This window comes from Cellulophaga sp. 3_MG-2023 (genome assembly GCF_030546975.1).
Lineage (GTDB): Bacteria > Bacteroidota > Bacteroidia > Flavobacteriales > Flavobacteriaceae > Cellulophaga.
The window spans coordinates 835,826-862,218 of record NZ_JAUOPS010000002.1; the positions used below are offsets into that span (position 1 = coordinate 835,826).

29 protein-coding genes are annotated in these 26,393 nt (G+C 31.3%); 17 read left to right on the forward strand and 12 right to left on the reverse strand.

Annotated features, from left to right (window positions below):
• The first annotated feature begins 4 nt into the window (after positions 1-4).
• Positions 5-1,633 carry a S41 family peptidase gene (locus Q4487_RS08570; protein WP_303540074.1) on the forward strand — a complete coding sequence of 543 codons (1,629 nt, stop codon included), beginning with the start codon at positions 5-7 and terminating at the stop codon, positions 1,631-1,633.
• Positions 1,634-1,675: 42 nt separating this feature from the next.
• Positions 1,676-3,043 carry an aldehyde dehydrogenase gene (locus Q4487_RS08575; protein ID WP_303540072.1) on the forward strand — a complete coding sequence of 456 codons (1,368 nt, stop codon included), beginning with the start codon at positions 1,676-1,678 and terminating at the stop codon, positions 3,041-3,043.
• 57 nt (positions 3,044-3,100) lie between these two features.
• Here the strand turns inward: Q4487_RS08575 and Q4487_RS08580 are convergent, their stop codons facing one another.
• The 3 genes from Q4487_RS08580 to Q4487_RS08590 all read right to left on the reverse strand — a co-directional run bounded on the left by Q4487_RS08580 (position 3,101) and on the right by Q4487_RS08590 (position 4,083).
• Complete coding sequence (locus Q4487_RS08580; protein ID WP_303540070.1) at positions 3,101-3,571, reverse strand: hypothetical protein; 471 nt, start codon at positions 3,569-3,571, stop codon at positions 3,101-3,103.
• Positions 3,572-3,667: 96 nt separating this feature from the next.
• Positions 3,668-3,850 carry a hypothetical protein gene (locus Q4487_RS08585; protein ID WP_303540069.1) on the reverse strand — a complete coding sequence of 61 codons (183 nt, stop codon included), beginning with the start codon at positions 3,848-3,850 and terminating at the stop codon, positions 3,668-3,670.
• 68 nt (positions 3,851-3,918) lie between these two features.
• Positions 3,919-4,083: a DUF1328 family protein gene (locus Q4487_RS08590; protein ID WP_100894149.1), complete on the reverse strand. Its 165-nt coding sequence runs from the start codon at positions 4,081-4,083 to the stop codon at positions 3,919-3,921.
• Between the two features lie 307 nt (positions 4,084-4,390).
• On the opposite strand from Q4487_RS08590, the gene Q4487_RS08595 reads away from it, so the two are divergent.
• From Q4487_RS08595 to Q4487_RS08635, 9 genes are all read left to right on the forward strand, one after another.
• The gene (locus tag Q4487_RS08595; protein WP_303540065.1) at positions 4,391-4,900 is read left to right on the forward strand and encodes a Dps family protein; all 510 of its coding nucleotides are present in this window, start codon (positions 4,391-4,393) and stop codon (positions 4,898-4,900) included.
• 49 nt (positions 4,901-4,949) lie between these two features.
• Positions 4,950-5,831 carry a mechanosensitive ion channel family protein gene (locus Q4487_RS08600; protein ID WP_100894151.1) on the forward strand — a complete coding sequence of 294 codons (882 nt, stop codon included), beginning with the start codon at positions 4,950-4,952 and terminating at the stop codon, positions 5,829-5,831.
• Between the two features lie 205 nt (positions 5,832-6,036).
• Complete coding sequence (locus Q4487_RS08605; RefSeq protein WP_303540062.1) at positions 6,037-6,663, forward strand: ABC transporter ATP-binding protein; 627 nt, start codon at positions 6,037-6,039, stop codon at positions 6,661-6,663.
• A complete protein-coding gene (locus Q4487_RS08610; protein WP_303540060.1) occupies positions 6,660-7,862 on the forward strand; it encodes an FtsX-like permease family protein in 1,203 nt (400 codons plus the stop codon). The genes Q4487_RS08605 and Q4487_RS08610 overlap by 4 nt, the downstream gene beginning before the upstream one ends.
• Positions 7,863-7,915: 53 nt before the next feature.
• Positions 7,916-8,362 carry a hypothetical protein gene (locus tag Q4487_RS08615; protein ID WP_303540058.1) on the forward strand — a complete coding sequence of 149 codons (447 nt, stop codon included), beginning with the start codon at positions 7,916-7,918 and terminating at the stop codon, positions 8,360-8,362.
• A gap of 163 nt (positions 8,363-8,525) precedes the next feature.
• Positions 8,526-10,085 (forward strand): DUF748 domain-containing protein, encoded by a 1,560-nt coding sequence (locus Q4487_RS08620; RefSeq protein ID WP_303540056.1) that lies wholly within the window; start codon positions 8,526-8,528, stop codon positions 10,083-10,085.
• 42 nt (positions 10,086-10,127) lie between these two features.
• Complete coding sequence (locus tag Q4487_RS08625) at positions 10,128-10,529, forward strand: hypothetical protein (protein ID WP_303540054.1); 402 nt, start codon at positions 10,128-10,130, stop codon at positions 10,527-10,529.
• Between the two features lie 4 nt (positions 10,530-10,533).
• Entirely contained in the window at positions 10,534-11,634 is a 1,101-nt protein-coding gene (locus Q4487_RS08630) for a DUF748 domain-containing protein (RefSeq protein ID WP_303540052.1), read from the forward strand.
• 100 nt (positions 11,635-11,734) lie between these two features.
• Complete coding sequence (locus tag Q4487_RS08635) at positions 11,735-13,096, forward strand: NAD-dependent succinate-semialdehyde dehydrogenase (RefSeq protein WP_303540050.1); 1,362 nt, start codon at positions 11,735-11,737, stop codon at positions 13,094-13,096.
• A 74-nt stretch (positions 13,097-13,170) separates the two neighbouring features.
• Here the strand turns inward: Q4487_RS08635 and Q4487_RS08640 are convergent, their stop codons facing one another.
• The 5 genes from Q4487_RS08640 to Q4487_RS08660 all read right to left on the reverse strand — a co-directional run bounded on the left by Q4487_RS08640 (position 13,171) and on the right by Q4487_RS08660 (position 18,563).
• On the reverse strand, positions 13,171-14,001 hold the full coding sequence (locus tag Q4487_RS08640; RefSeq protein ID WP_303540048.1) for a TlpA disulfide reductase family protein: 831 nt from the start codon (positions 13,999-14,001) through the stop codon (positions 13,171-13,173).
• A 3-nt stretch (positions 14,002-14,004) separates the two neighbouring features.
• Positions 14,005-14,589 (reverse strand): TonB-dependent receptor plug domain-containing protein, encoded by a 585-nt coding sequence (locus Q4487_RS08645; RefSeq protein WP_303540046.1) that lies wholly within the window; start codon positions 14,587-14,589, stop codon positions 14,005-14,007.
• A 46-nt stretch (positions 14,590-14,635) separates the two neighbouring features.
• Positions 14,636-15,940, reverse strand: a complete 1,305-nt coding sequence (locus tag Q4487_RS08650) for a M56 family metallopeptidase (protein WP_303540044.1) — start codon at positions 15,938-15,940, stop codon at positions 14,636-14,638.
• Positions 15,940-16,299: a BlaI/MecI/CopY family transcriptional regulator gene (locus Q4487_RS08655; protein WP_013621148.1), complete on the reverse strand. Its 360-nt coding sequence runs from the start codon at positions 16,297-16,299 to the stop codon at positions 15,940-15,942. Before Q4487_RS08655 ends, Q4487_RS08650 begins: the two co-directional genes overlap by 1 nt.
• A 179-nt stretch (positions 16,300-16,478) precedes the next feature.
• Positions 16,479-18,563 carry a M13 family metallopeptidase gene (locus tag Q4487_RS08660; protein WP_303540042.1) on the reverse strand — a complete coding sequence of 695 codons (2,085 nt, stop codon included), beginning with the start codon at positions 18,561-18,563 and terminating at the stop codon, positions 16,479-16,481.
• Between the two features lie 223 nt (positions 18,564-18,786).
• Here Q4487_RS08660 and Q4487_RS08665 point away from each other — a divergent pair, with 223 nt between their 5' ends.
• The 3 genes from Q4487_RS08665 (at position 18,787) to Q4487_RS08675 (ending at position 20,081) form a co-directional block, all read left to right on the forward strand.
• Entirely contained in the window at positions 18,787-19,230 is a 444-nt protein-coding gene (locus Q4487_RS08665) for a molybdenum cofactor biosynthesis protein MoaE (protein WP_198519398.1), read from the forward strand.
• Between the two features lie 2 nt (positions 19,231-19,232).
• The gene (moaC, locus tag Q4487_RS08670; RefSeq protein ID WP_303540037.1) at positions 19,233-19,661 is read left to right on the forward strand and encodes a cyclic pyranopterin monophosphate synthase MoaC; all 429 of its coding nucleotides are present in this window, start codon (positions 19,233-19,235) and stop codon (positions 19,659-19,661) included.
• 120 nt (positions 19,662-19,781) lie between these two features.
• Positions 19,782-20,081, forward strand: coding sequence for a hypothetical protein (locus tag Q4487_RS08675; RefSeq protein WP_100894164.1), 300 nt, complete (start codon positions 19,782-19,784; stop codon positions 20,079-20,081).
• Position 20,082: 1 nt separating this feature from the next.
• Here Q4487_RS08675 and Q4487_RS08680 read toward each other — a convergent pair whose 3' ends face one another.
• Positions 20,083-21,024 (reverse strand): NAD-dependent epimerase/dehydratase family protein, encoded by a 942-nt coding sequence (locus Q4487_RS08680; protein ID WP_303540034.1) that lies wholly within the window; start codon positions 21,022-21,024, stop codon positions 20,083-20,085.
• A gap of 191 nt (positions 21,025-21,215) precedes the next feature.
• Between Q4487_RS08680 and Q4487_RS08685 the strand changes: the two genes are divergently transcribed.
• Complete coding sequence (locus tag Q4487_RS08685) at positions 21,216-21,680, forward strand: hypothetical protein (RefSeq protein ID WP_303540032.1); 465 nt, start codon at positions 21,216-21,218, stop codon at positions 21,678-21,680.
• Positions 21,673-22,161, forward strand: coding sequence for a nuclear transport factor 2 family protein (locus tag Q4487_RS08690; protein WP_303540030.1), 489 nt, complete (start codon positions 21,673-21,675; stop codon positions 22,159-22,161). Before Q4487_RS08685 ends, Q4487_RS08690 begins: the two co-directional genes overlap by 8 nt.
• Before the next feature lie 48 nt (positions 22,162-22,209).
• On the opposite strand, the gene Q4487_RS08695 is transcribed toward Q4487_RS08690, so the two are convergent.
• Positions 22,210-22,908: a hypothetical protein gene (locus Q4487_RS08695; RefSeq protein WP_100894168.1), complete on the reverse strand. Its 699-nt coding sequence runs from the start codon at positions 22,906-22,908 to the stop codon at positions 22,210-22,212.
• Positions 22,909-23,293: 385 nt separating this feature from the next.
• Entirely contained in the window at positions 23,294-24,505 is a 1,212-nt protein-coding gene (gene hflX, locus Q4487_RS08700) for a GTPase HflX (protein ID WP_100894169.1), read from the reverse strand.
• 119 nt (positions 24,506-24,624) lie between these two features.
• On the opposite strand from hflX, the gene Q4487_RS08705 reads away from it, so the two are divergent.
• A complete protein-coding gene (locus Q4487_RS08705) occupies positions 24,625-25,560 on the forward strand; it encodes an endonuclease (protein WP_303540027.1) in 936 nt (311 codons plus the stop codon).
• Positions 25,561-25,568: 8 nt separating this feature from the next.
• Here Q4487_RS08705 and Q4487_RS08710 read toward each other — a convergent pair whose 3' ends face one another.
• Positions 25,569-26,282, reverse strand: a complete 714-nt coding sequence (locus Q4487_RS08710) for a 3'-5' exonuclease (protein ID WP_303540025.1) — start codon at positions 26,280-26,282, stop codon at positions 25,569-25,571.
• Positions 26,283-26,393: the final 111 nt, after the last annotated feature.

Genomic DNA, 26,393 nt, shown 5'->3' on the forward strand with positions numbered 1-26,393 from the left:
TAGTATGAAAAATAAAATGTATTACATATGGCCCATTGTAATTGCCGCAGCTTTAGCGCTTGGTATTTTGCTTGGTGGTAAGTTAAACTTTAACGATTCTCCTGAGCGTCTTTTTACAACAAATTCTAAAAAAGACAAATTAAATAGGCTAATAGACTACATAGATTATGAATATGTAGACGATGTTAATACAGATAGTATTGTAGATGTTACCGTAAATAATATTTTAGGCAAGCTAGATCCACATTCAGTTTATATTCCTAAAAAGGAAATGGCTGAAGTATCTGAAAGTATGAAAGGTGACTTTGTTGGTATAGGTATTAATTTTTATATGTACCAAGATACAATTTCGGTTATAAAAACAGTAGAAAATGGACCTAGTTACAACAAAGGAATAGAAGCCGGAGATCGTATTTTAAGAGCCAATGGTGAAGAATTATTTGGCAAAAAGCTAGCAAGTGGTAGCATTGTAGACCAACTAAAAGGTAAAAGAGGCTCTACTATAGACTTAGAAGTTTACCGTAAAAAAGAAGACCGTACATTTACTGTATCAGTAAAAAGAAATACCATACCCTTAAAAAGTGTAGACAGCTATTATATGCTAACCAAAGATATTGGTTACATAAAGGTTAACAGGTTTGCAGAGTCTACCTATAAAGAATTTAAAACTGCTCTTAAAGCATTACAAAAACAAGGTGCAACCAAACTTACTCTAGACCTAAGAGACAATCCTGGTGGTTATTTAGGTATTGCAGAGCAAATGGCAGATGAGTTTTTAAAAGACGGAAAACTTATTTTGTTTACTAAAAATAAAAAAGGTACAATTGAAAATGCTTATGCTACAGACAAAGGTAGTTTTGAAGATAATCCTGTATTTGTTTTAATAAACGAAAGGTCTGCATCTGCTAGTGAAATTGTTGCTGGCGCATTACAAGATAATGATATAGGTACAATTGTAGGCAGACGCTCTTTTGGAAAAGGACTAGTACAAAGAGAAATGGATTTAGGAGATGGCTCTGCCGTGCGCTTAACTATTTCTAGGTACTACACACCAACAGGAAGATCTATACAGCGTGATTATAAAAAAGGTAATGTAGATTATTACCAAGAATTAATGAAACGTTATGCAAACGGGGAAATGCGCGATGCAGATAGTATTAAAGTTGCAGACTCACTAAAATACACTACTCCTAAAGGAAAAACCGTATATGGTGGTGGTGGTATTATACCAGACGAGTTTGTACCTATTGGAAACAATGAACAAGAAGCAATTATAGACTTAGACAGCTATGGTTTTATATCATACTTTACTTTTGAACATTTAGACAAAGACAGGTCTAGATATAATATGTTCTCTAGAGAAGAATTTATTAGAGATTTTAAGGTTGATGAAAATCTGTTTGTAGAGTTTATTACTTACGCTAAAAAGAATAATCTTTCTTTAGACTTTTACAAGTATGAGGTTAGTTTAAAAAGATACTTAAAAGCAACTTTAGCAGATCAGTTATTTGATGCTAATGCATATGCAGAAATAAAAAGTAAATCTGACCCAATGCTACAAAAGGTTTTAGAACTTACAAATGAGAATTTTGAAGACAAAGACCTGCAAAATCAGGAGGAAATAGACAACTAGTATTTAACATACACAAAGCTCTTTTTTGGTATATTGCATACCATGATGGATATACTACAAAAGCAACACGCGTTTTTTAAGTCACAACAAACTAAAGACATAATATACCGTAAACAAGCTTTAAAAAAACTTAGGCAAGAAATTATAACTAGAGAAGCTGCAATATGCGATGCTATTTATGAAGATTTTAAAAAGCCTAGATTTGAGTCTATGGCAGCAGAAACACAGTTTGTTTTAGCTGAGCTTAACTACACCATTAAAAATATTAAAAAATGGGCTAGACCAGAAAAAGTGTCTGGTGCATTATTAAATTTTCCATCATCAGACTGGTTGTATAAAGAGCCTTATGGGACTGTGCTTATTGTTGCTCCTTGGAACTATCCTTTTCAACTAGCAATTGCCCCCTTAATTGGCACCATTGCAGCAGGTAATACGGCAGTTATAAAACCATCAGAAATAACACCAAACACCTCTAAAATTATAGTAGAACTAATTACTGCAATTTTTAATGATGAATATGTTGCCGTTGTAGAAGGAGGCGTAGAAGTATCTAAAAACTTACTAGCTCAAAAATGGGATTATATTTTTTTTACAGGAAGTACCAACGTCGGAAAAATATTTTACAAAAGTGCAGCCGAACACCTAACACCTATTACCCTAGAACTTGGTGGTAAAAACCCTGCTATTGTAGACCAAACTGCCAATATAAAACTTGCTGCAAAGCGTATTGTTTGGGGAAAATTTTTAAACGCAGGACAAACCTGTATTGCTACAGACTATATTTTAGTGCATAAAGATGTAAAAGATAAGTTAGTAGCTTCTTTGCAACAAAGTATTTTAGACTCTTATGGCAAAGATATAGAGGCATCTAAAGATTATGCTCGTACGGTTAGTAAAAATCATTTTAATAACCTTACTGAATTGTTAGAAGGGCAGGAAATTATTTTTGGCGGACAAACAAATGCTAACGATAATTACATTGCTCCTACGCTTGTTAACGAACCTAGTTTAGATAGTAAGTTAATGCAAGGAGAAATTTTTGGTCCTATTTTACCAATTATTGCATATACTACAGAAGAAGATATAGAAAAACATATTATGAACTATGGTAAGCCACTTGCCACATATATTTTTTCTACAAACAGGAAATTTCAACAAAAAATAATAACCAAATACAGTTTTGGTGGCGGTGCAATTAACGATACTGTGATACACATTACCAATAAAAAACTTCCGTTTGGCGGTGTAGGTTCTAGTGGTATTGGCGCTTATCATGGTAAAACTTCTTTTGATATTTTTTCACATCAAAAAGCAATTATAAAAAGAGCAAATTGGTTTGAGGCTCCTTTGCGTTACCCACCATACAACTTACCTCTAAAAATAGTAGAAAAAGTAAAGCACTTATTTTAAATAAAAAAGGCGAATAATTTTACAATTATTCGCCTTTAAAATATTTTTATTTTTTGTTTAGAACTGGTATCTAATACCTAATGCTATATCCAAATCTAGATCATCAGAGTAATCGTCATTAAACCCTAATTCTGGTCTCATATCTAAAGATAAAATTAAAGGAATATCAAAATTATATTCTATACCTATATCACCAGCAACCAATGCAAAAGTACCGTCGTTTGCACCAGCATCAAAAGATCCAATACCTGCACCTGCACCAACAAACCAGTTAAAGTTACCATCTAAAGGCATTACCCATTGGTATAAACCAACTAATTTAAATGCATCTACATCATTAGAATCTCTCCAACCTAAATCTACTTCTAATCTGTTATTTTCTCCTAAGTGACGTTGGTAAGATACTTCCCCTCCAAAACCATCATTGTCTCCTAAACGTAAACCAATTGCATTTTCAGAAATTGACTGTGCTTGTACACTAACAACTGTTAGCGCTAAAATTGAAAATAAACCTAATATCTTTTTCATTGTTTTTGTTTTAATTATTAAATATACGGTGTAAACACCAAAAAAAGACAACTGCTACGCTGTCTTTTTTTACTAAAATTATGTTAATTTTAGTTATTAGTTATCATCAGTAGCGTCATCTATCTCATCGCCAACTTCCTCTACTCCTTCTTCAATTCCGTCACCTACTTCTTCTACTCCATCTTCAATTTTTTCTCCTGTAGTTTTTGTATCTCTACAGCTTGTAAATACAGATCCTACTGCAAATGCTATTACTGCAAAATATGCTATCTTTTTCATAATTGTTGCTTTTAATGTTGTTTTTGTTTTCGTTTTATTTTGTGTGTGTATGTGTCTGTGTTGGGGCACTAAATGTTTCTTTTTCTTCCTGTAATTAATGACACTACAAAAAGTATCAGAAATAAAAAGAATAAAATTTTAGCGATACTGGCAGCACCTGCTGCAATACCTCCAAATCCTAAAACTCCGGCTATTAAAGCTAGAACCACAAACGTAATTGTCCATCTCAACATAATATTTTTAATTTAAAGGTTAATACTATTATTTTTTTTGAATACTTAAATTCTATACAGCAAAGATGAAGCTTGTTTAGAGATCATCTTGACACAATCAATCCAATTCTTAACTCATTTAAAAACAAGTAAATAATGCCCTTTATATATATAATAGGTATAGTTTTCTAAATATAGTATTAGAGTTAAAAATCAAACTAAAAGAGCTAAACCAATTTAATAGGTATAAGTAGTTTTGTTGCAGACATATTAGGCATAAGAAAATAGTAATTATGCTTTTTTTAATCAAACTAAACCCCACAACCTTATGAATTATTTAAATATTAGCGACAATAAATTAGTGCCTGTTGTAGGCGAACTAAATATGCTTTTAGCAGACTACAGTGTGTATTACCAAAAATTGAGAAGTTTTCATTGGAATGTTCTTGGACAAAACTTTTTTGATTTACACGTAAAATTTGAAGAATTATACACAGACGCAAGAATAAAGATTGATGCCGTTGCAGAAAGAGTATTAACCTTAAGATACCACCCAGTAAGCAACTTTAGTAAGTACTTAAAAATTTCTTCTATAGAAGAAGTATCTCCACTAATAACAGATACCGAAATGGTTGCAGAAATACTTAGTGATCATCAAAAAATATTAAAACAAATGAAAACTACTATTGAAGCTGCAGAGGAAGCAGGTGATGAAGGTACAATGGATATGATGGGATCTTACATTGCAGATTTAGAAAAATCTAGTTGGATGTTAGATGCTTGGCGAAAAAACACAGAAGACCAGCTAAAAATAAGAGCTAAAGAAATGACTTCATAAAGGTTATTGCTCATAAAAAGCAATTAATAACCTTATAAATTTTTAAAATATGAAAAATAAAATTGAAGCCTCTTTTATAGATATTTATGATAAAATAGAAGGTTGGGTAACAACTTTAATTGAAAATTTACCCAACATAATTGTTGCCATTATTGTAATGGTGATATCTTATTATGCTGCTCGCTTTGTAAACAAATGGGTAGTAAAATTAGCATCTAAACGTATTCCGCAAGACAGTATATCTAACCTTGTTGGACGCATAAGTGCTACTGCTGTTGTTCTTTTAGGGCTATTTTTAGCCTTAGGTGCAATGGACTTAAGTAAAACATTAAATACCTTACTTGCCGGTGCAGGTATATCTGGTTTAGTAATTGGTTTAGCCTTGCAAGGAACACTTTCTAACTTATTATCTGGTGTTGTTTTATCGTTTAGAAAAAAGATTGAAATAGGAAACTGGATAGAAACCAATGGTTACTCTGGTGAAGTAATGGACATTAATTTAAACAGTCTGGTACTTAAAGAGTTTGATAATAATTTGGTGGTTATACCCAACAAAACTATAATAGAAAACCCTTTTAAAAATTACTCACTAACAACACGTATGAGAATAGTTGTATCATGTGGTGTTGGGTATGAGTCGGATTTAGAACAGGTTCAGAAACTAACAAAAGAAGCAGTTGGTAGTTTATATAAAAACGACGATGATTCTGAAATAGAGTTTTACTACACAGAATTTGGAGACAGCTCTATAAACTTTATATGTAGATTTTGGGTAGATGCAGAAAATGCCAAAAACAAATTAGACGCTAAAAGTGTTGCAATTAAAGCAATTAAAAAACACTTTGATGCAAACGATATTAATATTCCGTTCCCTATTAGAACTTTAGAATTTAATAACAAACTAAATATAAACTCACCCAACAAAGAATAATTAATAAAATACATAGAAAAACAAACAAGTTTATTGTTGTTGAGTAGTAACATATTCAACGTTTTATTTGTTTGGTTTGTGGTGATGAAAAAGACTTCTTTTAAGTAAGAGGTCTTTTTCTTTTTTATAACCACTGTAGATTTCATAATAAATTCTTAAATACAAAAACGGTATGTGTGTACTTACTATATTTGTGTTTAAGCTTATGATAAAAACAAGTAAACTTCAATTTTCATACTCATCAGAAAACAGTTTTAGTTTTCCTGATATTTCTCTGCAGCAAGGAGAGCATTTGCTAATATTAGGATCTTCTGGTGTAGGCAAAACTACTCTTTTACATTTATTAGCTGGTTTACTACCTGCTAGTTCTGGTAGTATTACTGTTGGTAGCACAGAGCTACAAAATTTATCTAGAAAAAAACTAGATGCCTTTAGGGGTAGAGAAATGGGTATCATTTTTCAGAACGACTATTTTATAAATGCACTTAGTGTTGAAGAAAATTTAGCACTACGACTTTATTTTCCTGATAAAAAGAAAGATACCACTAGAATAAAAGAATTAGCTGAAAGACTTGACATAAGCAACTTATTACACAAAAAAGTAACCGCTTTAAGTGAAGGTCAGCGCCAACGGTTATCTATTGCCTTGGCCTTAATAAATAAACCAAATGTAATTTTTGCAGATGAGCCTACTGCAAGCTTAGATGACAAAAATTGTGAAAAAGTAATTGCATTACTTAAAGAAGAAGCTAACACTAGTAATGCTAATTTACTTATAATTACGCATGACCAAAGAGTAAAAACAATGTTCAAAAACCACTTGTATTTATGAATCTTGTAAAACTCAGTTTTAAAAATCTAATATCTAAGCCACTTAATGCTTTACTTAGCTTATTACTTTTAGTTTTAAGTGTGGCTTTGGTTACGTTTATGCTTCAATTAAGCGACCAAGTAAAAGGCAATTTAGACAAAAATATAAAACCGGTAGACTTGGTTGTAGGCGCAAAAGGTAGCCCATTACAGTTGGTACTTTCATCGGTCTTACATATAGATGCACCTACAGGAAATATTAAATTAAAAGACGCCGAAAAACTAAGAAAAAGCAGACTTGTAAAAACAGCTGTTCCTGTTTCTTATGGTGACAATTATAAGGGAGTACGCATTTTAGGCACAGAAACTAGTTACTTAAAATTATACAATGCTGAGTTAGCAACAGGTGAGTTATTTAGCAAATCACAACAAGTAGTTTTAGGTAGTACAACTGCTAAAAAACTACAATTAAAAATTGGAGATACTTTTTTAAGTTCTCACGGTTTAGCAGACCAAAGCCTAGAGGAGCATCACGGACACCCTTTTAAAGTAGCTGGTATTTTAAAGCCAACAGGTAGCGTTGTAGATAATTTAATTATTACAAATTTAGAAAGTATTTGGGATGTTCACGGTCACGCTGAAGAAAAAGATGATGAACACCACCACGAAGAAGACCTAGAGGTTACATCATTACTTATACAATTTAGCAATCCAATGGCTATGATGCAATTGCCAAGGTATATTAACGATAAAACCAATATGCAGGCAGCATTACCATCTTTAGAAATTAACCGTTTGGTAAAGCTACTAGGTGTTGGTGTACAAACCATACAGCTTATTGCTATTGCTATTTTATTGGTATCTGGTTTAAGTATTTTTATTAGTCTATTAAAGGCAATTAGGGAGCGTAGACAAGAACTAGCGTTATTACGTACTTATGGTGCTACAGCTACACAGTTACTTTGGTTGGTTCTTTTAGAAGGTCTATTTTTAGGTTTTATAGGTTATGTTATTGGTTGGTTAATTGGCAGATGTGGACTTTGGATTATATCTAACTACGCACAAAACAGCTACGGTTATACTTTTAATTTAGCTACAATAACTAAGTGGGAAGCCATACTATTACTTGCAACTTTAGGAATTACTGTTGTTGCGTCTGTACTGGCTTCGCTATCTGTTTTTAAACTAAATGTTTCTAAAATTTTATCTTCAGAAAAATAAAAAACACATTTGGAATAATTATTGGATTACTACCTTTGAAAAAAAATATTATTATGATAAAAAAGTTAAGTCTTTTATTATTAATTATATGCTCTACACAACTAACATCTGCACAGGCATTGTTAGACTGGGAAGATATGATACAGGGTGTTACCTACACTACTCCAGAAGGCGGAGCAGAATTAGGAGAATTTTTAACACCAACGTATACTAAAAAAATGCTGGCTTTAGAAGGCCAAGAAATTTCTATTACAGGTTATTTTTTGGTATTAGAAGGTCAAAAAGACTCTTTTATGCTATCTAACAACCCTATGGCTTCCTGTTTTTTTTGTGGCAATGGCGGACCAGAAACTATTATAGAGTTATATTTTGACAAAAGACCAAACTTTTTTATGGACGATTTAATTTCGGTAAAAGGAACATTAAAACTAAACAGAGATGATCCAGACCATACATATTACACTATAGAACATGCAAATGGTTTTACTATAAAAATGTAAAACTACTTACTTTATAAAATTACAAGCTCTTTACTTCTTTTAAAGAGCTTTTTTTATGCCTGTTTTTTAAATCAGTTAAAGATTTAATTGCTTGGGCTACTCCCTTTTTTAATTTATACGGAATTTAGTAGTGGTATAATTTACGCCTATTTAACCACAAGCTATGATTAATAAAAAGAAGAATATTATAAAAATTACAACGGCAGTAATAGCCTTGTTTTTTGTCTTTTTATTATGCGCACATTGGTTTGTTAAGTATAAAATAAACCAACAATTACAATACAATTTACCACAGCATATTACTATAAATTACAACAGCATTAGCCTTAATCTTTTATTAGGAAACGTTGGTTTAGACAAAATTAGTTTTAAAGAAAAATCTAAAGGTAACAATAAAACTAAAACAGTATTAAAGGCTGCTAAAATAGCCATAAAGGACCTTAGTTATATAGATCTATTATTTTATAAAAAATTAAGTCTAAATAAGTTAAAGATAACCAGTCCAGAGCTTACAAAATATACAGTTTTGGATACCATAACTAGTTATAAAGAAGAAAAAAAAGAGGGCATATTTACAAACCCTATAAGTATTAGTGAATTTAGAATTACCAACGGAAATATTACTTTTTTAAATGCACAAAAGACAACTACTGCAAAGGCAGAACATATTTTTATTAACTTAAAAGATGTTGTTTTTAAGGCCGATAAAGAGAAAAACACGAATCCATTAGAATATAAATACAGTAATATTTCTGCTCACAAATTATATGCTAACTTAGGTAAGTTTGAAGAAATTAATGCTGAAAAATTAAAGGCACAGAATGAATCTATCTTGTTTAAAAATCTTCAACTAAAAACAAAATACACCAAAGAAGAATTATCAAAAAAAATAACAATAGAAAGAGATTTTATCAATCTAAAAATTAAAGAATTAGCATTAGAAAACACTTCATTTAGTTATTCAAAATTAACATCACTCTTAAACATTTCTAAAGTATATATAGCAAAACCAAATTTAGAAGTATATAGAGATAAACTTATAGCAGACGATTTTAGTTACAAGCCAATGTATAGTAAAATGTTAAGAGATTTATCATTAAAAATAGGTGTAGATTCTATTCTAATACAACAAGGAAACATTGCTTATCAAGAAAAATTAACGCAACATATAAAGCCCCAAAAACTAAGTTTTAATAATATAAATGCAACTATTAGCAACTTAAATAATTACAACAATAAAACAACCACAGTACATACAAACTCTTTATTAATGAACAAAACACCTTTAGAATTAAACTGGAGTTTTAACATACATAAAACAACAGATTTCTTTAAGGCTTGGGGAAGTTTTACAAACTTAGACATTGCAAGTATAAATCCGTTTTTAAACACCAATTTAAGAGCAACAGCAGAGGGAGATATGCAACAGATGTATTTTACGGTTAGTGGTAACAAACAAAAATCTGCAGGAGATTTAAAAATTAAATACAACAATTTTAAGTTCAAGGTTTTAAAAAAGGACAGATTGGGAGTAAATAAGCTCTTAACCAAATTAGGTAATTTATTAATAAAAGAAGGCTCTAAAGCAAACCCTGAAGATTATAGATACGGAGAAATTGAGGTAGAGAGAGATACCACAAAATCGTTTTTTAATTATTTATGGATAAATGTAAAAGCTGGTTTATTAGATGCCTTAACCGGAAAAGGAACCAAAAAACATTAAAAACACCACAAAAACAAAGTTTAACACTTAAAACAAACTAAAATGGGAGTAATAGCAACAAATAGTAATAAAATAACATTAATTTATAACGGAGACAACTCTATAGGAAAACAAACAGTTGGTTATGTAGAGTCTGCCAGTAAAGATATTTTAACAAAAGACACCTCTAAAACAAAAATTACAGGCACACAATGGGCAGAAATTGCTGATAATTTGCAACTAAGCATTTGTAATTTAGTAGATCAAAATCATCCTAATTTTATTAAAATATATGGAGATGAAAAAGTAGATATTACGGCAGACGACTGTATTAAAATATTACAAAATAGTCCAGAAACATTAGCTTATGCAATTTTAATAAATGGCAATGAATTCCATTTAATTAAAACACCATCTGACGTAGAAAAGTATCTAGAAATTAAATCAAACAATAGCAACCAATAATAGGATGAAAAAGCGTAAAATATATAAAAAGAAAAGGTACGCAATACCACTAGCAATAGTAATTATTGTTATAGTGGTACGCTTACTTTTGCCAACGCTTGTAAAAAATTATGTAAACAATGTTTTAGCTGAAATTCCTGGGTATTATGGGCAAGTTAAAGACATTGACATTTCATTAATTAGAGGTGCGTATGTTATTAATGGTTTGTATTTAAATAAAAAAGAAGCTAAGTCTCAGGTGCCTTTTATTGCTGTAGACAAAACAGATATTTCTATACAATGGAAAGCTCTTTTAAATGGCAAAATTGTTAGTGAGTTGCACCTAACTAAACCTAGCATTATTTATGTTTTTGAAGACCACAAAACAACAGATAGTACAGATATAGACGATTGGTCTAAAGCACTAACAGATATTGTACCTATAGATATTAACCACCTTACTATTACAAACGGAAAAGCAGCCTTTGTAGAAATAAACACTAGCCCTAATATAGATTTACATTTAGACAACATTGATTTACAAGCAGACAACCTAAGAAACGTTGTCCAAAAAAAACGAAACCTACCCTCTACCATTACAGCAACTGCTGTTTCTATAGGTAACGGAAAGCTAAAATTAGATGGTAAAATGGATTTGGTAAAACAAATTCCTGATATGGATATGTCTTTATCACTACAAAATGCAGATGCAACCGCTTTAAACGATTTTACAAACCATTACAGTGGTATAGATTTTAAAGAGGGTAACTTTAATGTTTATAGTGAAATTGCCATTGCAGATGGTTTTTTAACAGGCTATTTTAAACCTATTTTAAAAGATGCTAAACTTATAAGTAAAGAAGATGGCTTTTTTGAAACCCTTTGGGAAGGTTTTGTTGGCTTTTTTAAGTTTATTCTTAAAAACCAAAAGCAAAATACACTAGCTACTAAAATTCCTATAGAAGGCGATTTAAACAATGTAAAAACAAAAATATTCCCAACGGTAACTAACATTTTTAAAAATGCTTGGATATCTGCTTTTAAAGGTAAGGTAGATGACAACGTAACTTTTAAAGATGCAGAAAAAGGTGCCGACAAAAACAACAAAAAGAAGAAAAAAAAGTAACTTTATACTAGCAATAATTTAATGTTTTGCGTTAAACAAGCTTTAGATTCTTGCCTAATTTTGATGAACAAGAAATATTAATTTTTTAATTATCACAGCTATGAGCAACACAGTAACTACTACAAATCCGTTTACCGGAAAAGACATAAAAACATACAATTTACACACTAAACAAGAAATAGATTCTGTTTTATCTACAGGAGAAAAAACTTTTAAAGATTGGAGAAAAACGAGTATTAAAGAACGTACTTCTTTATTAAAAAAATTAGCTAAACAGTTAGAGAAAAAACGAGATGACTTATCTGCTTTAATGACTGCAGAAATGGGTAAACCTATAGCACAAAGTAAAGCTGAGATAGATAAATGCGTTTGGTTATGCGATTTTTATGCTAAAAACGCAGATAACTTTTTAAGTGATGCCATTATAGATACAGAAGCACAAGAAAGTTTTATTAGTTATGATCCTATTGGAGGTGTATTGGCTGTAATGCCTTGGAACTACCCTTTTTGGCAAGTTTTTAGATTTGCTGTTCCTACGCTAACTGCTGGTAATGTTGGTGTTTTAAAGCACGCTGCAAATGTAACTGGTTGCGCACTAGCAATACAAGATTTATTTTTAGATGCTGGGTATCCACAAGGTTGTTTTCAAACAATTATTGCAGACCATAAAGCAACAGAAACTGTTTTAGAAAGTAGTTTTATACAAGCTGTTAGTGTAACTGGAAGCGAAAAAGCTGGTAAATCTATAGCTAGTATTGCAGGTAAAAATCTAAAAAAATCTGTACTAGAATTGGGTGGCAACAATGCCTGTATTGTATGGGATAATGCAGATTTAGATACGTACATACCTACAATGGTAAAAGCTAGGTTCCAAAACACAGGACAAAGCTGTATTGCTGCAAAACGATTTATTGTTGAAGAAAGCATATATGAAGAGTTTTTAGAAAAATTTAAAGCAGAAGTTGAATCTCTAAAAATTGGAAACCCTGAAGAAGAAGAAACTTTTATGGCTTCTATGGCACGTACAGATTTGGCTGAAGAATTAAAAAAACAAGTTGATGAATCTGTAAAAAAAGGAGCAAAAGTACTTATTGGCAACACACTTAATGGTGCTAACTATGCGCCAACCATACTTACTGATGTTACCGAAGATATGCCCGTTTTTAATGAGGAAACTTTTGGACCAGTAGCTGCAATTACAAAGGCAAAAAATAAAGAGCATAGTTTAGAACTTGCTAGTAACTCTAGATTTGGTTTGGGTGCTATGCTGTTTACAGAAGATATAGCTGCTGCCAGACAAGCAATAGACCAAATTGAAGATGGCGCCTTTTTTATAAACGAAATGGTAAAATCTGACCCAAGATTACCTTTTGGAGGTACAAAAGCATCAGGTTACGGTAGAGAACTATCTAAAGAAGGAATGTTAGAGTTTGTAAATAAAAAAACTGTTTACATTAAATAATATAACTTAGAAGACATAAAAAAGCTTCAAACTAAAGGTTTACCCAACAGTTTGAAGCTTTTTTATATCAAATATTAGTCTACCAGCTCCGTAAGTTTTGCTGCTAATTTATTTAAGTTATCTTTATTGTACCCCATAGAAATATAAACAACTACTCCGTTTTTATCAATTATATAATTTAAAGGTATTCCTTGCTTTTTGTAGCTACTATAAAACTCATTTTTAGGATCTAAATACACATTAAAGTCTACACCTCTACCTTTAAGTTCTGTCATTTTTTTAACTACAGTAGAACGTTTTTCTCCTACCGAAACAGGAATAAAAACAAAATTCTTGTCTTTATTGGGTGATAAAATAGCTTCTGGTATTTCATAAAATTCTCGTAAACAAGGTACACACCAAGTAGCCCAAAAATTTAGCAATACCACTTTACCTTTTAAGTCTGTACTTTTTAAAACATTTCCGTTTATATCTTCTAATGCAAAAGCAGTAATAGTATCGCCAACTTTAATTTTAGAAGCAGCTACAGTTTCTTTTTTTACAACTTTAGCTTCTTTACTTTTAGACTTACTTTTTGTTGGCTGCTTATTTTTATTAGCCAACATCTCTTCATCAGAAAAGACTTCAATTTTCATTACAAAGTTGTTGTCCAGTCGTTCTTTAAAACGTTTTACAATGGCTTTTTTTTCTTTTTTAGAAACACCATTATGCATTGCTTTTATTTTATTTTCTTTTTGTAAAACCGTAAGATATTCTTCTGTAACCTCTTGGCCATTTACAATAAAAATCATTTTTGGTTTTACTTCTTTTTTATCTTGTGCATAAGCATTATAACTAGATGCAAAACATAAAAAAAGTACAGAAATACAAATGTACCTCTGTACTAAATTACATAGTATCTTCATTTTTTACTTTAAAGTTATTTCAATAACACCATTTTTAGCTCTAGCTCCGTATTTAGCTCTTGCACTTTCATTTTTTAAAACATTTATAGCCTCTATATGTTCAGGGTTAATCATACCAACATCAAAAGGTTTAGGAACTTCTTGTCCGTTTACAACAAAAAGTACGTTATCCATTGTTGCATTATTATTTATTCTAAAACCAATTTTCTCTATGACTTTTGATTTTTCTGAAGTAGTTACATAAAAATAAAAAGGATCAATGGCAATTTTATCAAGCTCAGTGTATGTTTCCGTTTTATTATCTTTTGTTTTATAAACTGCAGATATACTTATTAAATTACCCTTAGCATCACGCTTTATTCTAGTAAAAGACAAATCTACTTTTTCTTTTTTTGCGTCAGCAATATAGCTAGCTAAATCATTTTCTGATGTTTTAGAGTTTATGTCTATTTTTAAAAGTTTAAAATTTTCATTACCCTCTTTTTTAGAAAATGTAAAGCTATTAGATTGCGCATTTATACTTAAACTTAACAGGCAAAATACTGCTGTTAGAATAGATGTAGTCATCACAATTTTTACTGATTTCATTTTTTGTAACATAACTGTTCGTTTTTAATTGATTAAAGATTGATTTTTATTTTTTCGTTGTAATTTCTACCACACCATTTTCTCCTTTTTTACCAAACCTATCTATAGCAGATTGATTTTTAAAAATATTTATATGCTCAATATTTTCAGGAATTAACAGATTCATATCAAAAGAGCTTGGCATTACCTCTCCATTTACAATTATTAAAGGTTTTTTACTTGTTAAATAAGAATTTTCAGGTGTTTTGGCTTCACGTATTGGCGTAGTCATAGAAACAGGAGTAATAAAAGTTTGCACATTATTTTCTATTTGAAAATTATATGTGTTAGACACTTTCGTCTGCTTTTCTTTTAACTGAATATCAACAGTTTGGGTTTGCTTTTTAGCCTTACTTTCTATTGTTTTAACAGAGTCTTTTACACCTATAGTCTCTCTATTTTTTACAATAGTTACTTTAGAAATATCACTAACTAAGTCATTAGAAACAGGTTTAGATTGGGCAATAGTTTCTGTATTAAATACTACAACAGCACAAAACAACATTGGTACTACCAATCCCATTTTTAATATGCTTTCTTTTCTAGACTTACTTTTGTTAAGCATTACAATACGTTTTTTTACTAATGAGTTAAAAAATGTATTGGTTACTGATAAAGATGCCATACTATGCACAGACTGTTGCAATAACAAATACTGATATTCTTTTTTATTTTGATGCGATACTATTGCATCATCAACAAGGTACTCTAAGTTTACAGAAACCATTTTTTTGTACCACCACGCAAAAGGGTTTGCCCATTGCAATACACATAACAAATGTGTAAGTAACATATCTAGAGAGTGTTTTTGCTTGGCGTGTAACTCTTCGTGCTTAATAATTGTTTTAAGCTCATTTGCCGTATGTAAATTAGGATTATACACAATGAAATTAAAAAATGAAAACGCACTGGTATCCGCAGTAACCTCAACCATTTTATACCTACCTACTCTTGTGCTTGTTCCTTTATTAATTAAACTAAATAAAGACGCCAATTGCACTAAAAATCTACCTAAGAAAAATACACAACCCACAACGTAAACACTCAAAACTACCAACCACCAATTTATATTTTCTATTGATGAATTATTGACAACAGTATTGCTTAATTTATTAAAATCTACAATAGGAGCATTAATAAAAACTACTTTGGTTATAATTAAAAAAGGAAATACCATTGCTACAAATATTCCTGCTAGCAAAAACAACCTATTCGCTTTAAAAAATGTTTCGTTACGTAAAAACATCTGAAAACAAATAAAAAACAATGCTATAACCAAGCTGCTTTTAGCAATAAAAATTAAATACTCCATTACTTATTGTTTTCTATATGGTTAATAATCTCTTTTAGCTCATCTACACTAATTTTATCTTCATTAACAAAGTTAGACACCAAACTCTTGTATGAGTTGCTGTAAAAGTCTGTAATTGCCCTGCTCATAAATCCTTTTCTGTACACTTCTTTTTCTACTATTGGGTAATATTGATGAGTATTGCCATATGCAGTATGACTAACATATCCTTTTTCCTCTAAATTTCTAATCATAGTAGATAATGTATTGTAATGTGGCTTATCTTCTTTAAATTCTGCCAAGACATCTTTAACAAAAGCTTTTTCTAGCTTCCACAAAATTTTAAGTACTTCTTCCTCTTTGTTTGTTAACTTTTTCATTTTGTATCTATTACAACTCGTTTTTATCAGAAACCAAACTTAATCCTATTTTTTTAGTTACACAACTATTTTTATAGTTAATAAACTAAAATAGCAGTTTTAAACTTCTAAAAACGAGTAAAGGCTACTCCTAAAAGAGTAGCCTTTACTTATAAAATTATATTATTGCTAGTTTAAAACTACCAAATACGCACTCTTTTTTCTGGTGCAACATACATAGGATCCCCTTCTTTAATATCAAAAGCATCGTAAAAAGCATCAATATTTAATAAAGGTTGTACCGCTCTAATCATTCCTGGAGAGTGTGGATCTGTTTTTACTTGGTTACGTAGAGCTTCATCTCTAGACTTAGTTCTCCAAACTGTAGCCCAAGACATAAAGAAACGTTGTTCTGCTGTAAAACCATCAATATCTTCTGGTCTTCCATTTTCTTCAAATAACAATTGTAAACCGTCATAAGCACCTAAAACACCACCTAAATCACCAATGTTTTCACCTAAAGTAAATTTCCCGTTTACGTAAACGCTATCTAAAACTTCTAAGTTACTGTATTGCGCTGCTAAAGCATCTCCTCTTTCTGTAAAAGCAGCCAAATCTTCATCTGTCCACCAGTTTTTAAGGTTACCTTCAGCATCAAAACGAGCACCACTATCATCAAAAGCATGAGAAATTTCGTGTCCAATTACAGCTCCAATACCACCATAGTTTACAGCATCATCTGCAGTATAGTTGTAAAAAGGAGGTTGTAAAATTGCAGCAGGAAAAACAATCTCGTTGTTCATTGGGTTAAAATATGCGTTAACCGTTTGCGGAGACATTCCCCACTCGCTCTTATCTACTGGCTCTCCAATTTCTGCAAAGTTTTTTGCTCTACCCCATTTACCAACAGCCGTCATATTATCAAAATAAGACTTGTCTGCTGCTACTTCCATATTAGAGTAATCTTCCCAAGAATCTGGATAAGCTATTTTAACAGTAAATTTGTCTAACTTTTCAATTGCTTTAACTTTTGTATCCTCACTCATCCAATCTAATTTCTTAATTCGGTTTTTGTAAGCTGTAATTACATTAGCAATCATTTTTTCTGCTTTTACCTTAGCTTCTGGCGGAAACTTAGCATCTACATACAATTTACCCAAAGCCTCACCAACTGTACCGTTTACTGTTGCTAGAGCACGCTCATCTGCAGGACGTTGCTTTTTAGCACCTCTTAAATATTTGCTGTAAAACTCCCAACTAGCTGTTTCTGTAGCTGTAGTTAACCTACCAGTTGCTCCGTTAAAAGTATCCCATTTTACAAGAGTTTTTAAATCTTCAATAGGTGTATTTTTTAATAACTTATCTAAAGCTGCTGTGTATTTTAGTTGTGTTACCAAAATAGTATCAAACTTTTTAGTCATTCCTAGATCAGCAATCATTTTTTTAACATCTAAAGAAGAAAGCATAGCATCTGCTTCTGCAACTGTTTTAGGATTATTAAAATTTCTTGCATCACGACTTTGTACTTTGTCTAAACGTGGTTCTGCCAATTTAGTTTCTAGATCTAAAATAGTTATAGCTGCCTTATTAGCAACTTCTTTAGAATCTCCTAACATTTGTAACATTTTAGAGATGTATTTTTTATACTGTTCTCTAATTTCTTTAGACTTACTATCTTGCTCTAAGTAATAATCACGGTCTGGTAAACCAAGACCAGCACCACCCATATAAACAGCATTCATTGCAGAGTTATTTAAGTCTGCACGTACACTAAAACCAATAAACGGAGAAGAAACCGCTGGATTTTTAGCTAAAACTGTTTGTAAGTCTGATAAACTTTTAACCTCTGCTATTGCTTTTAAAGCTGGTTCTATAGGTGTTAAACCTGCTTTGTTTCTTGCAGTTGTATCTAACTTAGTTTCAAAAATAGCAAGTGCTTTTGCCTGGTCTGTGTCTGCACCATATTTGCCACTTTCTTTAGCTTCTGCAATAATTTCTAAAACATCTGCATCTGTAGACTGGCGTAACACAGAGAAACCACCCCAACTAGATCTGTCATCAGGAATATCTGTATTCTTCATCCAACTACCGTTAACGTAGTTGTAAAAATCTGCTTTAGGATTTACTAAAGTGTCCATATTCTCTAGTACAATACCAGGAATTTTTTCTACTTCGGCTTGGGCTACAACGTCCTCTTTTTTAGCTTCTTTACCATCTTTACATGAGGTAATAGCAAGAGCACCAGCCAAACCAACTACCAGTAGTGATTTGTTAGTAATTTTCATTGTTGAGTTTTTTAAATTGTTAATTAGTATCCATACAAAAATAACAAAAAGATAAAATAAAGCTTCATTTACTATGTTAAATACATTTTTGCAGGCAAATCATTAGGTTTCACTAAAATATTTTCAATGATGTTTAATAACACCCAAGATCTAATAAATCTATATTATCTTTAAAAATAGTATTTTTACTTTTTAAGCAACAAATACTTTTTAGGTTAGATTTATGAAGAATGATAAAATAAAAAATGTGTTTAAAGAAGGCGCTATCTCTAGTGCTTTTATTGGTGAAGCTATTGCCAAACACCAAAGTAAAACACAAATTGGCGCTCACAATATATTTTTAGGTCAGGTTAGAGCAGATAAAATAGATGACAAAATTGTAAAAGCTATTGAGTATACCGCTTATGAAGAAATGGCGAACCTTAAGTTTCACGAGATAAAAGAAACTACATTTTCTAAGTTTGATATTACTTGTATGCACATTTACCATAGTAAAGGTATTGTAAACATAGGTGAAATATGTTTATTTGTTTTTGTTTCTGCACCACACAGACAAGTAGTTTTTGATGCGCTTAATTATGTTGTAGAAGAAATAAAGGCACAAGTACCTGTTTTTGGAAAAGAGGTTTTTGAAGACAGCTCATATCAATGGAAAGTAAATAAATAACAATGGTAGATATTACACAAAAAGCAATTACGTTAAGAACTGCAATTGCACAAGCCGTTTTAAAGGTAAGTACACAAGCTACTATAGATGCTATAAACAATAAAACTGTTCCTAAAGGAGATGTATTTGCTATGAGTAAAGCTGCTGGTTTACTTGGTGTAAAAAAAACACCAGATTTATTACCAGACTGCCACCCTTTACCAATTGAATTTACAGATATTACGTACCAAATTAACGACTTAGAAATAACAGTTTTAATTACCATAAAAACAAACTACAAAACCGGTGTAGAGGTAGAAGCTATGCACGGAGCAAGTATTGTTGCCTTAAATATGTACGATATGCTAAAACCCATAGACAAAGGCATAGAAATACACCATATAAAGCTTTTAAAGAAAACAGGTGGCAAATCTGACATTACCAATAAGTAAAATATTACTTTTTATATTTTACAAGCAATTAACTTTAGGGGTTTTGCGTTTTTAAGAGAATAAACTAATTTTAATAACTCGCATATTGCGTGTATTACAATTCTCCAAAAAATAGCTGCTATGGATAACCTTAAACGAGTAATTGTAGATTTTAAAAAACTTACTCCAGAAGTTTTAAAACTACTAGTAGATCGCTATCCTGCTGGGTATGGCGATAGTGACATTATAGTGTTTAAAAATGCTAAAAATGAAACTATTGAGGCAGTAGAAGTACTTACACAAGACACTAAATACCTTGTGAAAATTAGTGCAAAGTTAGAGTACACTATGGAGAATTATGACGAGGACGACTATGAGGATTTTAAAGATGATGACCCCACAGCCATCCCAGACATATCATTACATAATAATGAGAATTAATTTAGTTTGCTAAATTCTTCAGCATTGTTTCTGTAGTTTTTTCTAGATCAAATTCTGCTTTCCAACCCCAATCTTTTTCTGCTGTAGAAGCATCTATACTTTGCGGCCATGAATCTGCTATTTCTTGTCTAAAATCTACATTATAATCAATCTTAAACTCTGGTATTTGTTTTTGTATGCTTGCAGCAATTTCTGTTGGAGTAAAACTCATTGCAGCTAAGTTGTATGATGAGCGCTCTTTTATGTTTTCGGCCTCAGTTTCCATAATAGACACTGTAGCTCTAATAGCATCATCCATAAACATCATTGGTAATTTTGTGTTTTCAGATAAAAAACAAGTATATGCTTTATTCTCTAATGCTTTATGGTAAATTTCTACAGCATAATCTGTTGTGCCACCACCTGGCAGTGTTTTCCAACTAATTAAACCTGGATAACGTAAACTACGTACATCTACTCCATATTTATTATGATAATAACTACACCAACGCTCACCAGATTGTTTACTAATACCATAAACAGTACTTGGCTCCATAATTGTATTTTGTGGCGTGTTTTCTTTAGGAGTATTAGGTCCAAAAACAGCAATACTAGATGGCCAAAATATTTTACTAATTTTTTTATCTTTTGCTAAGTTTAAAACATTAAAAAGAGACCCCATATTTAAGTCCCAAGCACGCATAGGAAATTTTTCTGCAGTTGCACTTAACATTGCTGCCATTAAATAAACCTCATCTATCTCATAATGCATTACAACATTTTCTATAGCCTTGTAGTCTGTAGCATCTAAAAGCTCAAAGGGACCACTAGCCATAAGATCTTCACCGCCTTCTCTAATATCACTAGCAACTACATTATCGTTACCGTGTTTTTCTCTTAGAGCTAAAGTTAGCTCTGTACCTATTTGCCCACAGGCTCCTATAATTAAGATAGATTTTTGCACAATAATTGGTATTCTAAAGTTAAGCCACAAAGATATATCTATTAAATTAACTTTGGTCGTAATTACATATTTACTACTTATTTAACTAAATTTATAAATGAATTGAAAGTGATCAAACTTCTTATCTTATTCTTTTTTTATACTTTCGCCCTATGAAGCCATTTTTCCTTTTTTTTATTTTGATTTTTAGCGTGATTTCTTGCTCAGACACCAAGAAAGAAACCGTAAAAGAAGAGCAAGTTGCAGACAAAATTACTTTTAATGCTAAAAAGCTACCAAAGAAGATAAAACTAGACCCAAAAGTAGTTGCCGTTTTAGAGAACTGGCAAGAGTACAAAGATTTTAATGCGGCTATAGATGGCATGTATAAAGCTGAAAATGATGAAGACTTACGTTTAACGCTAGACCAAATTATTGACACTCAAAAAAAGCTAGAAAAATCTACTTACCCTGAAGAGTTTAACAAACCACATATAAAGAGCAGGCAAACTGTTATAAAAACATATACTTTAAAAACTAAAGGTGCTATAGAATATAGTTTAGATGTTTTAGAACCTGCGACAGAGTTAATTACTGCTTATAACAATTTTAGAAACCAGTTTAACATAATTGCTAACAATACTTTAGACACTAATTTAATTTTAGAAAATGAATAACAAGCTATTATTAATTATTATGCTAGTTGCAACTTTACAAGTTACAGCTCAAAAAACTGAAATTAATACGGTTGTAGATGCTTGGCATAAGGCTGCTGCCGATGCAGATTTTGACGCTTACTTTGACTTAATGACTAAAGATGGTGTTTTTATTGGTACAGATGCTACAGAAAATTGGCAGAACAAAGATTTTAAAGCTTTTTCTAAACCTTATTTTGATAAGGGAAAGGCTTGGAGTTTTACTGCCTTAGAACGAAATGTTTATGTAGATAAATCTAAAAAAATTGCTTGGTTTGATGAGTTACTAGATACCCAAATGGAAATATGCCGTGGTTCTGGTATTTTAAAAAAAGTAAAAGGCGAATGGAAAATAGCACATTATGTTTTATCTATTGCCATACCAAATGAGGATGTAGACAAAGTTGTTGCTCTTAAAAAAGAAAAAGACATACAGCTAAAAAAAGAATTAAAACAAAACTAAAAAAGGAGCGCTAAAGCGCTCCTTTTTTTATTTATAACAAACTAACTCTTATTTTTTTGGAGCCGTTTCTTCTGCTTTTCTTGCCTCTATAGCTTGTTTGCTTAAACCAGCTAAATTAAAATTAGGAGCAATTGCCAATGCTTCATTAATTAACGCTAAAGCCGCTTCTGGGTTAGCCTGGTTGTTATTAAATTCTATTAATGCTTTTAAGTGTAAAAAAGCTGCTTTAAGAGGCACTTCATAAGGTTGTTGTCTCTCGTAAAAAGCATACTTCATACCATCCTTAGCATTAGCCAAACCATACTCAATATTTGTAATTGCACCAGCTTTATCTCCTGTTTGTATTTTTAAATCTGCTAACTCATACGCTAAAAAAGCGTTAGGAGTTCTTTTGTTTAAAATCTCAAATTGTGCAATAGCTCTTTTTACATCTCCAAGAGCTTTTAATGCTAAGGCTCTTACTTGTACAGCAAGGTTAGAGTCACTATCTTTTGTTTCTACACCAATAACACGCAATGCCTGCATATTTTGGTTGCTGTTTGCATACATAAATGCTAACGTATCTTTACGAGACTCACTTGGCGCTAAAACGTTTAAATGTGTTATAGCATTAATTATTCCTTGAGTATCTCCTTGTGCTTTCATTTGCTTATAATACGCTTCATAATGCGTTAACAAGTCGCTTTTTTTTTGCGCAGTCATACTTACTGTACAAAGTAACACAACTGCAATAATTATCTGTTTCATTCTCATAATTTTAGTGACTCAAAACTATAAAAATAATTCAAGTAAACAGTAAAAAAATAAACAAGGAGGGTTATAATACAAAAAAAGCCCTCTAAAGAGGGCTTATAGGTTAAATTTGATAATAAGATTTGGGATCTTTTTATATCATTTTTATGAAAAAGGCCAGATTTGGGAAAAAAGGCGTTTTATATCGTTTGTGTAATTAATTCATTTAGATTTTTACAACCCTTGTTTCTTAATTACAGTGTAAATATATGGCGAACCTTAAAAGTCTGGCAATTTATGTTGTGAACCTGCCTTATTCTGTTGTATAAAAAATAAGCGGTTCACTTTCTTCGATAAAGTGCGCTTTTCTAGATAAATAGTAATTTATTACCGCTAACATTTAGTACTCATCTAAATGCTCTGGGTATAAAAAGTTATTATAAGGAAAACGCGTTACGTGTATGTCTCTAACCTCATCATAAACTCTTTTTCTAAACGTATCTAAGTTCTCATTATTTAATGCTGAAATAAACAAAGCTCTATCTCCTACTTTCTGCATCCACGTTTTTTTCCACTCATCTAAAGTAAAGTGTATTTCGGTTTTTTCAGTTACCAAATCATCTTCATCTATAGTCTCGTGTGTAAACTGGTCTATTTTATTAAAAACAATTATAGTTTTTTTATCGTCTGCCTTAATTTCTTCTAAAATCTTCTGAACAGATGCTATGTGATCTTCAAAATTAGGATGTGATATATCTACTATATGTAATAATAAGTCTGCTTCTCTTACCTCATCTAAAGTACTTTTAAAACTCTCTACCAGTTGTGTTGGCAGTTTTCTAATAAAACCTACAGTATCACTTAATAAAAATGGCAAATTACCTAAAACAACTTTACGTACAGTAGTATCTAATGTTGCAAATAATTTATCTTCTGCAAAAACTTCGCTTTTACTAACCACATTCATTAATGTAGACTTACCAACGTTGGTATATCCTACTAAAGCAACCCTAACTAGAGCACCACGGTTACCACGTTGGGTTTCCATTTGCCTATCTATTTTAGATAACTTCTTTTTAAGTAATGTAATACGGTCACGTACAATACGCCTATCTGTTTCTATTTCTGTTTCACCAGGTCCACGCATACCAATACCACCTTTTTGGCGCTCTAAGTGGGTCCATAAACCAGTTAATCTTGGTAATAGATATTGATACTGTGCTAACTCTACCTGCGTACGTGAGTAACTTGTTTGTGCACGCTGCGCAAAAATATCTAGAATAAGTGTTGTCCTATCTACTATTTTACACTTTAAATGGCGTTCTATGTTACGTTGCTGTCCTGGAGTAAGTTCATCATCAAAAATAACTGAACCTATTTCATTTTCCTCAACATAAAGTGCAACTTCATCCATTTTACCGCTTCCTATATATGTCTTAGGATTTGGTTTGTCTATTTTTTGTACAAATCGTTTGTAAACTTCGCCACCAGCAGTATAGGTTAAAAACTCTAACTCATCTAAGTATTCTGTTACCTTTTCCTCTGTTTGTGTGCTGCTTATAACTCCTATAAGAACAGCTTTTTCATATTCTACGACTATCTTCTCTAGCATATGTTTAATTTATAATGCAAATCTAATCAATACTTGCTAAGCTATTTTTGTATTTTAGCATCTAATATTAAAAAGTGAGCACTTTTTTTACTACCTTAAAATAATAAAATAAGATTAATTTGGTTACAATTGCCTTTTATAATTTAGAAAACCTATTTGACACTATTGATGACCCCACAACTTTAGATGATGATTATACTCCTAAAGGCGTAAAAAGGTGGACAAATAATAGGTACAAGAAAAAGCTTTTTAAACTATCTAGCACTATGTCGCAGATAGGAACTCATAATTCTGACAATCCGCCAGCACTTGTTGGTATAGCAGAAGTAGAGAATGAGACCGTAGTAATAGACCTTCTTAATACTGCTAATACAGAGAATATAAATTATGCTTATGTACATTATGATTCTCCTGATGAGCGCGGTATAGATACTGGTTTAATTTACCACAAAGACCATTTTACAGTTATACACTCTGAGCCTATACACGTACATATTATTAATACTAATGGCGAAAAAGATTATACCAGAGATATACTTTATGTACACGGTAAGTTAAATGGCGAAGAAGTACACGTTTTTGTAAACCATTGGCCATCTAAAAGAGAAGGAAAAATATCTACAGATTACAAAAGAATTGAAGCCGCCAAAGTACTTGTAAATTTTATTGAAAAGCTTGAAGAAAAACACCCTAACCCTAACTATATTATTATGGGTGATTTTAATGACAGCCCTAAATCTGATAGTATAAAAGTACTAATGGATACTAATAAATTTTATAACCCTAGTGACCACTTATTAACCTTTGAAAAAGGTAGTGCTAGTTACAAAAGAAAATGGAGTTTGTTTGATCAAATAATTATATCTCATAGCTTTTTAAATTATGAGAAAGGCACACACAGTTTTGTAGAGGCAAATATTTTTGATGAACATTTTTTAACCGAGTTTGATGGCAAGTTTAAAGGCACACCTTTTAGAACCTATGTTGGTCGTAAATATGTTGGTGGTTACAGTGACCATTTTCCTGTGTTTTTACAATTTAAATATAACGAGTAACACCAAAATTATACCCTCTTAATTTCATCGGCATCTAACAACTCTTCATTGCGTAGCCTAAGAAAAACTTGGGCTATTGCAATAACATCTAATTCGCAATACTTTACAATACGGTCTATATCGTTATCAACATAAAAAACATCTCTAACCATACTACCGTCTATATCTTCTTTAGGAGAAGGTATACCAAGTACATTAGCCATTAATTTTAACGAGGTGTAGTGTTTAAAGTCGCCAAATTTCCAGAGCTCCATAGTATCTATATGCGGAACTTCCCAAGGCTTTTTGCCAAACAAATTAAGTTTTGGAGGTAAATCTATACGGTTAATTACCATACGACGAGCTATATAAGGAAAATCAAACTCCTTACCATTGTGTGCACATAATATATATTTAGGTGATGCAAAGTGTGTAGTTAAAAGGTTTTTAAACTCTTTTAATAATATATCTTCTTCTCCAAAAAAAGTAGTGACTCTAAAATTACGCAAATCTCCTTTTGTGTTAAAATACCCTACAGAAATACAAACAATTTTACCAAATTCTGCCCAAATACCTGCTCTATCATAAAATTCTTCTGGCGTAAAATCTTCTTTTCTTTTATAAGCTGTTTTACCTGCCCATAATTCTTTCTTTTCATCGGTCATATGGCTATATAACTCATACTCAGGGACTGTTTCAATATCTAAAAAAAGAATATGTTCTAAATTAATTTTATGTAGCATAATATTGGTTTAGTGTACTATAAGAAAAATGAATATAGGTATAAATTACCGTTTATCGAAATACAACATATACAACCAATAAAATCTTACAAATACAGTTTGTTATAAAAA

Coding starts and splice junctions, on each gene's coding strand:
- Q4487_RS08570 (WP_303540074.1), top strand. CDS start 5: ATGAAAAATAAAATGTATTACATATGGCCCATTGTAATTGCCGCAGCT.
- Q4487_RS08575 (WP_303540072.1), top strand. CDS start 1,676: ATGATGGATATACTACAAAAGCAACACGCGTTTTTTAAGTCACAACAA.
- Q4487_RS08580 (WP_303540070.1), bottom strand. CDS start 3,571: ATGAAAAAGATATTAGGTTTATTTTCAATTTTAGCGCTAACAGTTGTT.
- Q4487_RS08585 (WP_303540069.1), bottom strand. CDS start 3,850: ATGAAAAAGATAGCATATTTTGCAGTAATAGCATTTGCAGTAGGATCT.
- Q4487_RS08590 (WP_100894149.1), bottom strand. CDS start 4,083: ATGTTGAGATGGACAATTACGTTTGTGGTTCTAGCTTTAATAGCCGGA.
- Q4487_RS08595 (WP_303540065.1), top strand. CDS start 4,391: ATGAATTATTTAAATATTAGCGACAATAAATTAGTGCCTGTTGTAGGC.
- Q4487_RS08600 (WP_100894151.1), top strand. CDS start 4,950: ATGAAAAATAAAATTGAAGCCTCTTTTATAGATATTTATGATAAAATA.
- Q4487_RS08605 (WP_303540062.1), top strand. CDS start 6,037: ATGATAAAAACAAGTAAACTTCAATTTTCATACTCATCAGAAAACAGT.
- Q4487_RS08610 (WP_303540060.1), top strand. CDS start 6,660: ATGAATCTTGTAAAACTCAGTTTTAAAAATCTAATATCTAAGCCACTT.
- Q4487_RS08615 (WP_303540058.1), top strand. CDS start 7,916: ATGATAAAAAAGTTAAGTCTTTTATTATTAATTATATGCTCTACACAA.
- Q4487_RS08620 (WP_303540056.1), top strand. CDS start 8,526: ATGATTAATAAAAAGAAGAATATTATAAAAATTACAACGGCAGTAATA.
- Q4487_RS08625 (WP_303540054.1), top strand. CDS start 10,128: ATGGGAGTAATAGCAACAAATAGTAATAAAATAACATTAATTTATAAC.
- Q4487_RS08630 (WP_303540052.1), top strand. CDS start 10,534: ATGAAAAAGCGTAAAATATATAAAAAGAAAAGGTACGCAATACCACTA.
- Q4487_RS08635 (WP_303540050.1), top strand. CDS start 11,735: ATGAGCAACACAGTAACTACTACAAATCCGTTTACCGGAAAAGACATA.
- Q4487_RS08640 (WP_303540048.1), bottom strand. CDS start 14,001: ATGAAGATACTATGTAATTTAGTACAGAGGTACATTTGTATTTCTGTA.
- Q4487_RS08645 (WP_303540046.1), bottom strand. CDS start 14,589: ATGAAATCAGTAAAAATTGTGATGACTACATCTATTCTAACAGCAGTA.
- Q4487_RS08650 (WP_303540044.1), bottom strand. CDS start 15,940: ATGGAGTATTTAATTTTTATTGCTAAAAGCAGCTTGGTTATAGCATTG.
- Q4487_RS08655 (WP_013621148.1), bottom strand. CDS start 16,299: ATGAAAAAGTTAACAAACAAAGAGGAAGAAGTACTTAAAATTTTGTGG.
- Q4487_RS08660 (WP_303540042.1), bottom strand. CDS start 18,563: ATGAAAATTACTAACAAATCACTACTGGTAGTTGGTTTGGCTGGTGCT.
- Q4487_RS08665 (WP_198519398.1), top strand. CDS start 18,787: ATGAAGAATGATAAAATAAAAAATGTGTTTAAAGAAGGCGCTATCTCT.
- moaC (WP_303540037.1), top strand. CDS start 19,233: ATGGTAGATATTACACAAAAAGCAATTACGTTAAGAACTGCAATTGCA.
- Q4487_RS08675 (WP_100894164.1), top strand. CDS start 19,782: ATGGATAACCTTAAACGAGTAATTGTAGATTTTAAAAAACTTACTCCA.
- Q4487_RS08690 (WP_303540030.1), top strand. CDS start 21,673: ATGAATAACAAGCTATTATTAATTATTATGCTAGTTGCAACTTTACAA.
- Q4487_RS08695 (WP_100894168.1), bottom strand. CDS start 22,908: ATGAAACAGATAATTATTGCAGTTGTGTTACTTTGTACAGTAAGTATG.
- hflX (WP_100894169.1), bottom strand. CDS start 24,505: ATGCTAGAGAAGATAGTCGTAGAATATGAAAAAGCTGTTCTTATAGGA.
- Q4487_RS08710 (WP_303540025.1), bottom strand. CDS start 26,282: ATGCTACATAAAATTAATTTAGAACATATTCTTTTTTTAGATATTGAA.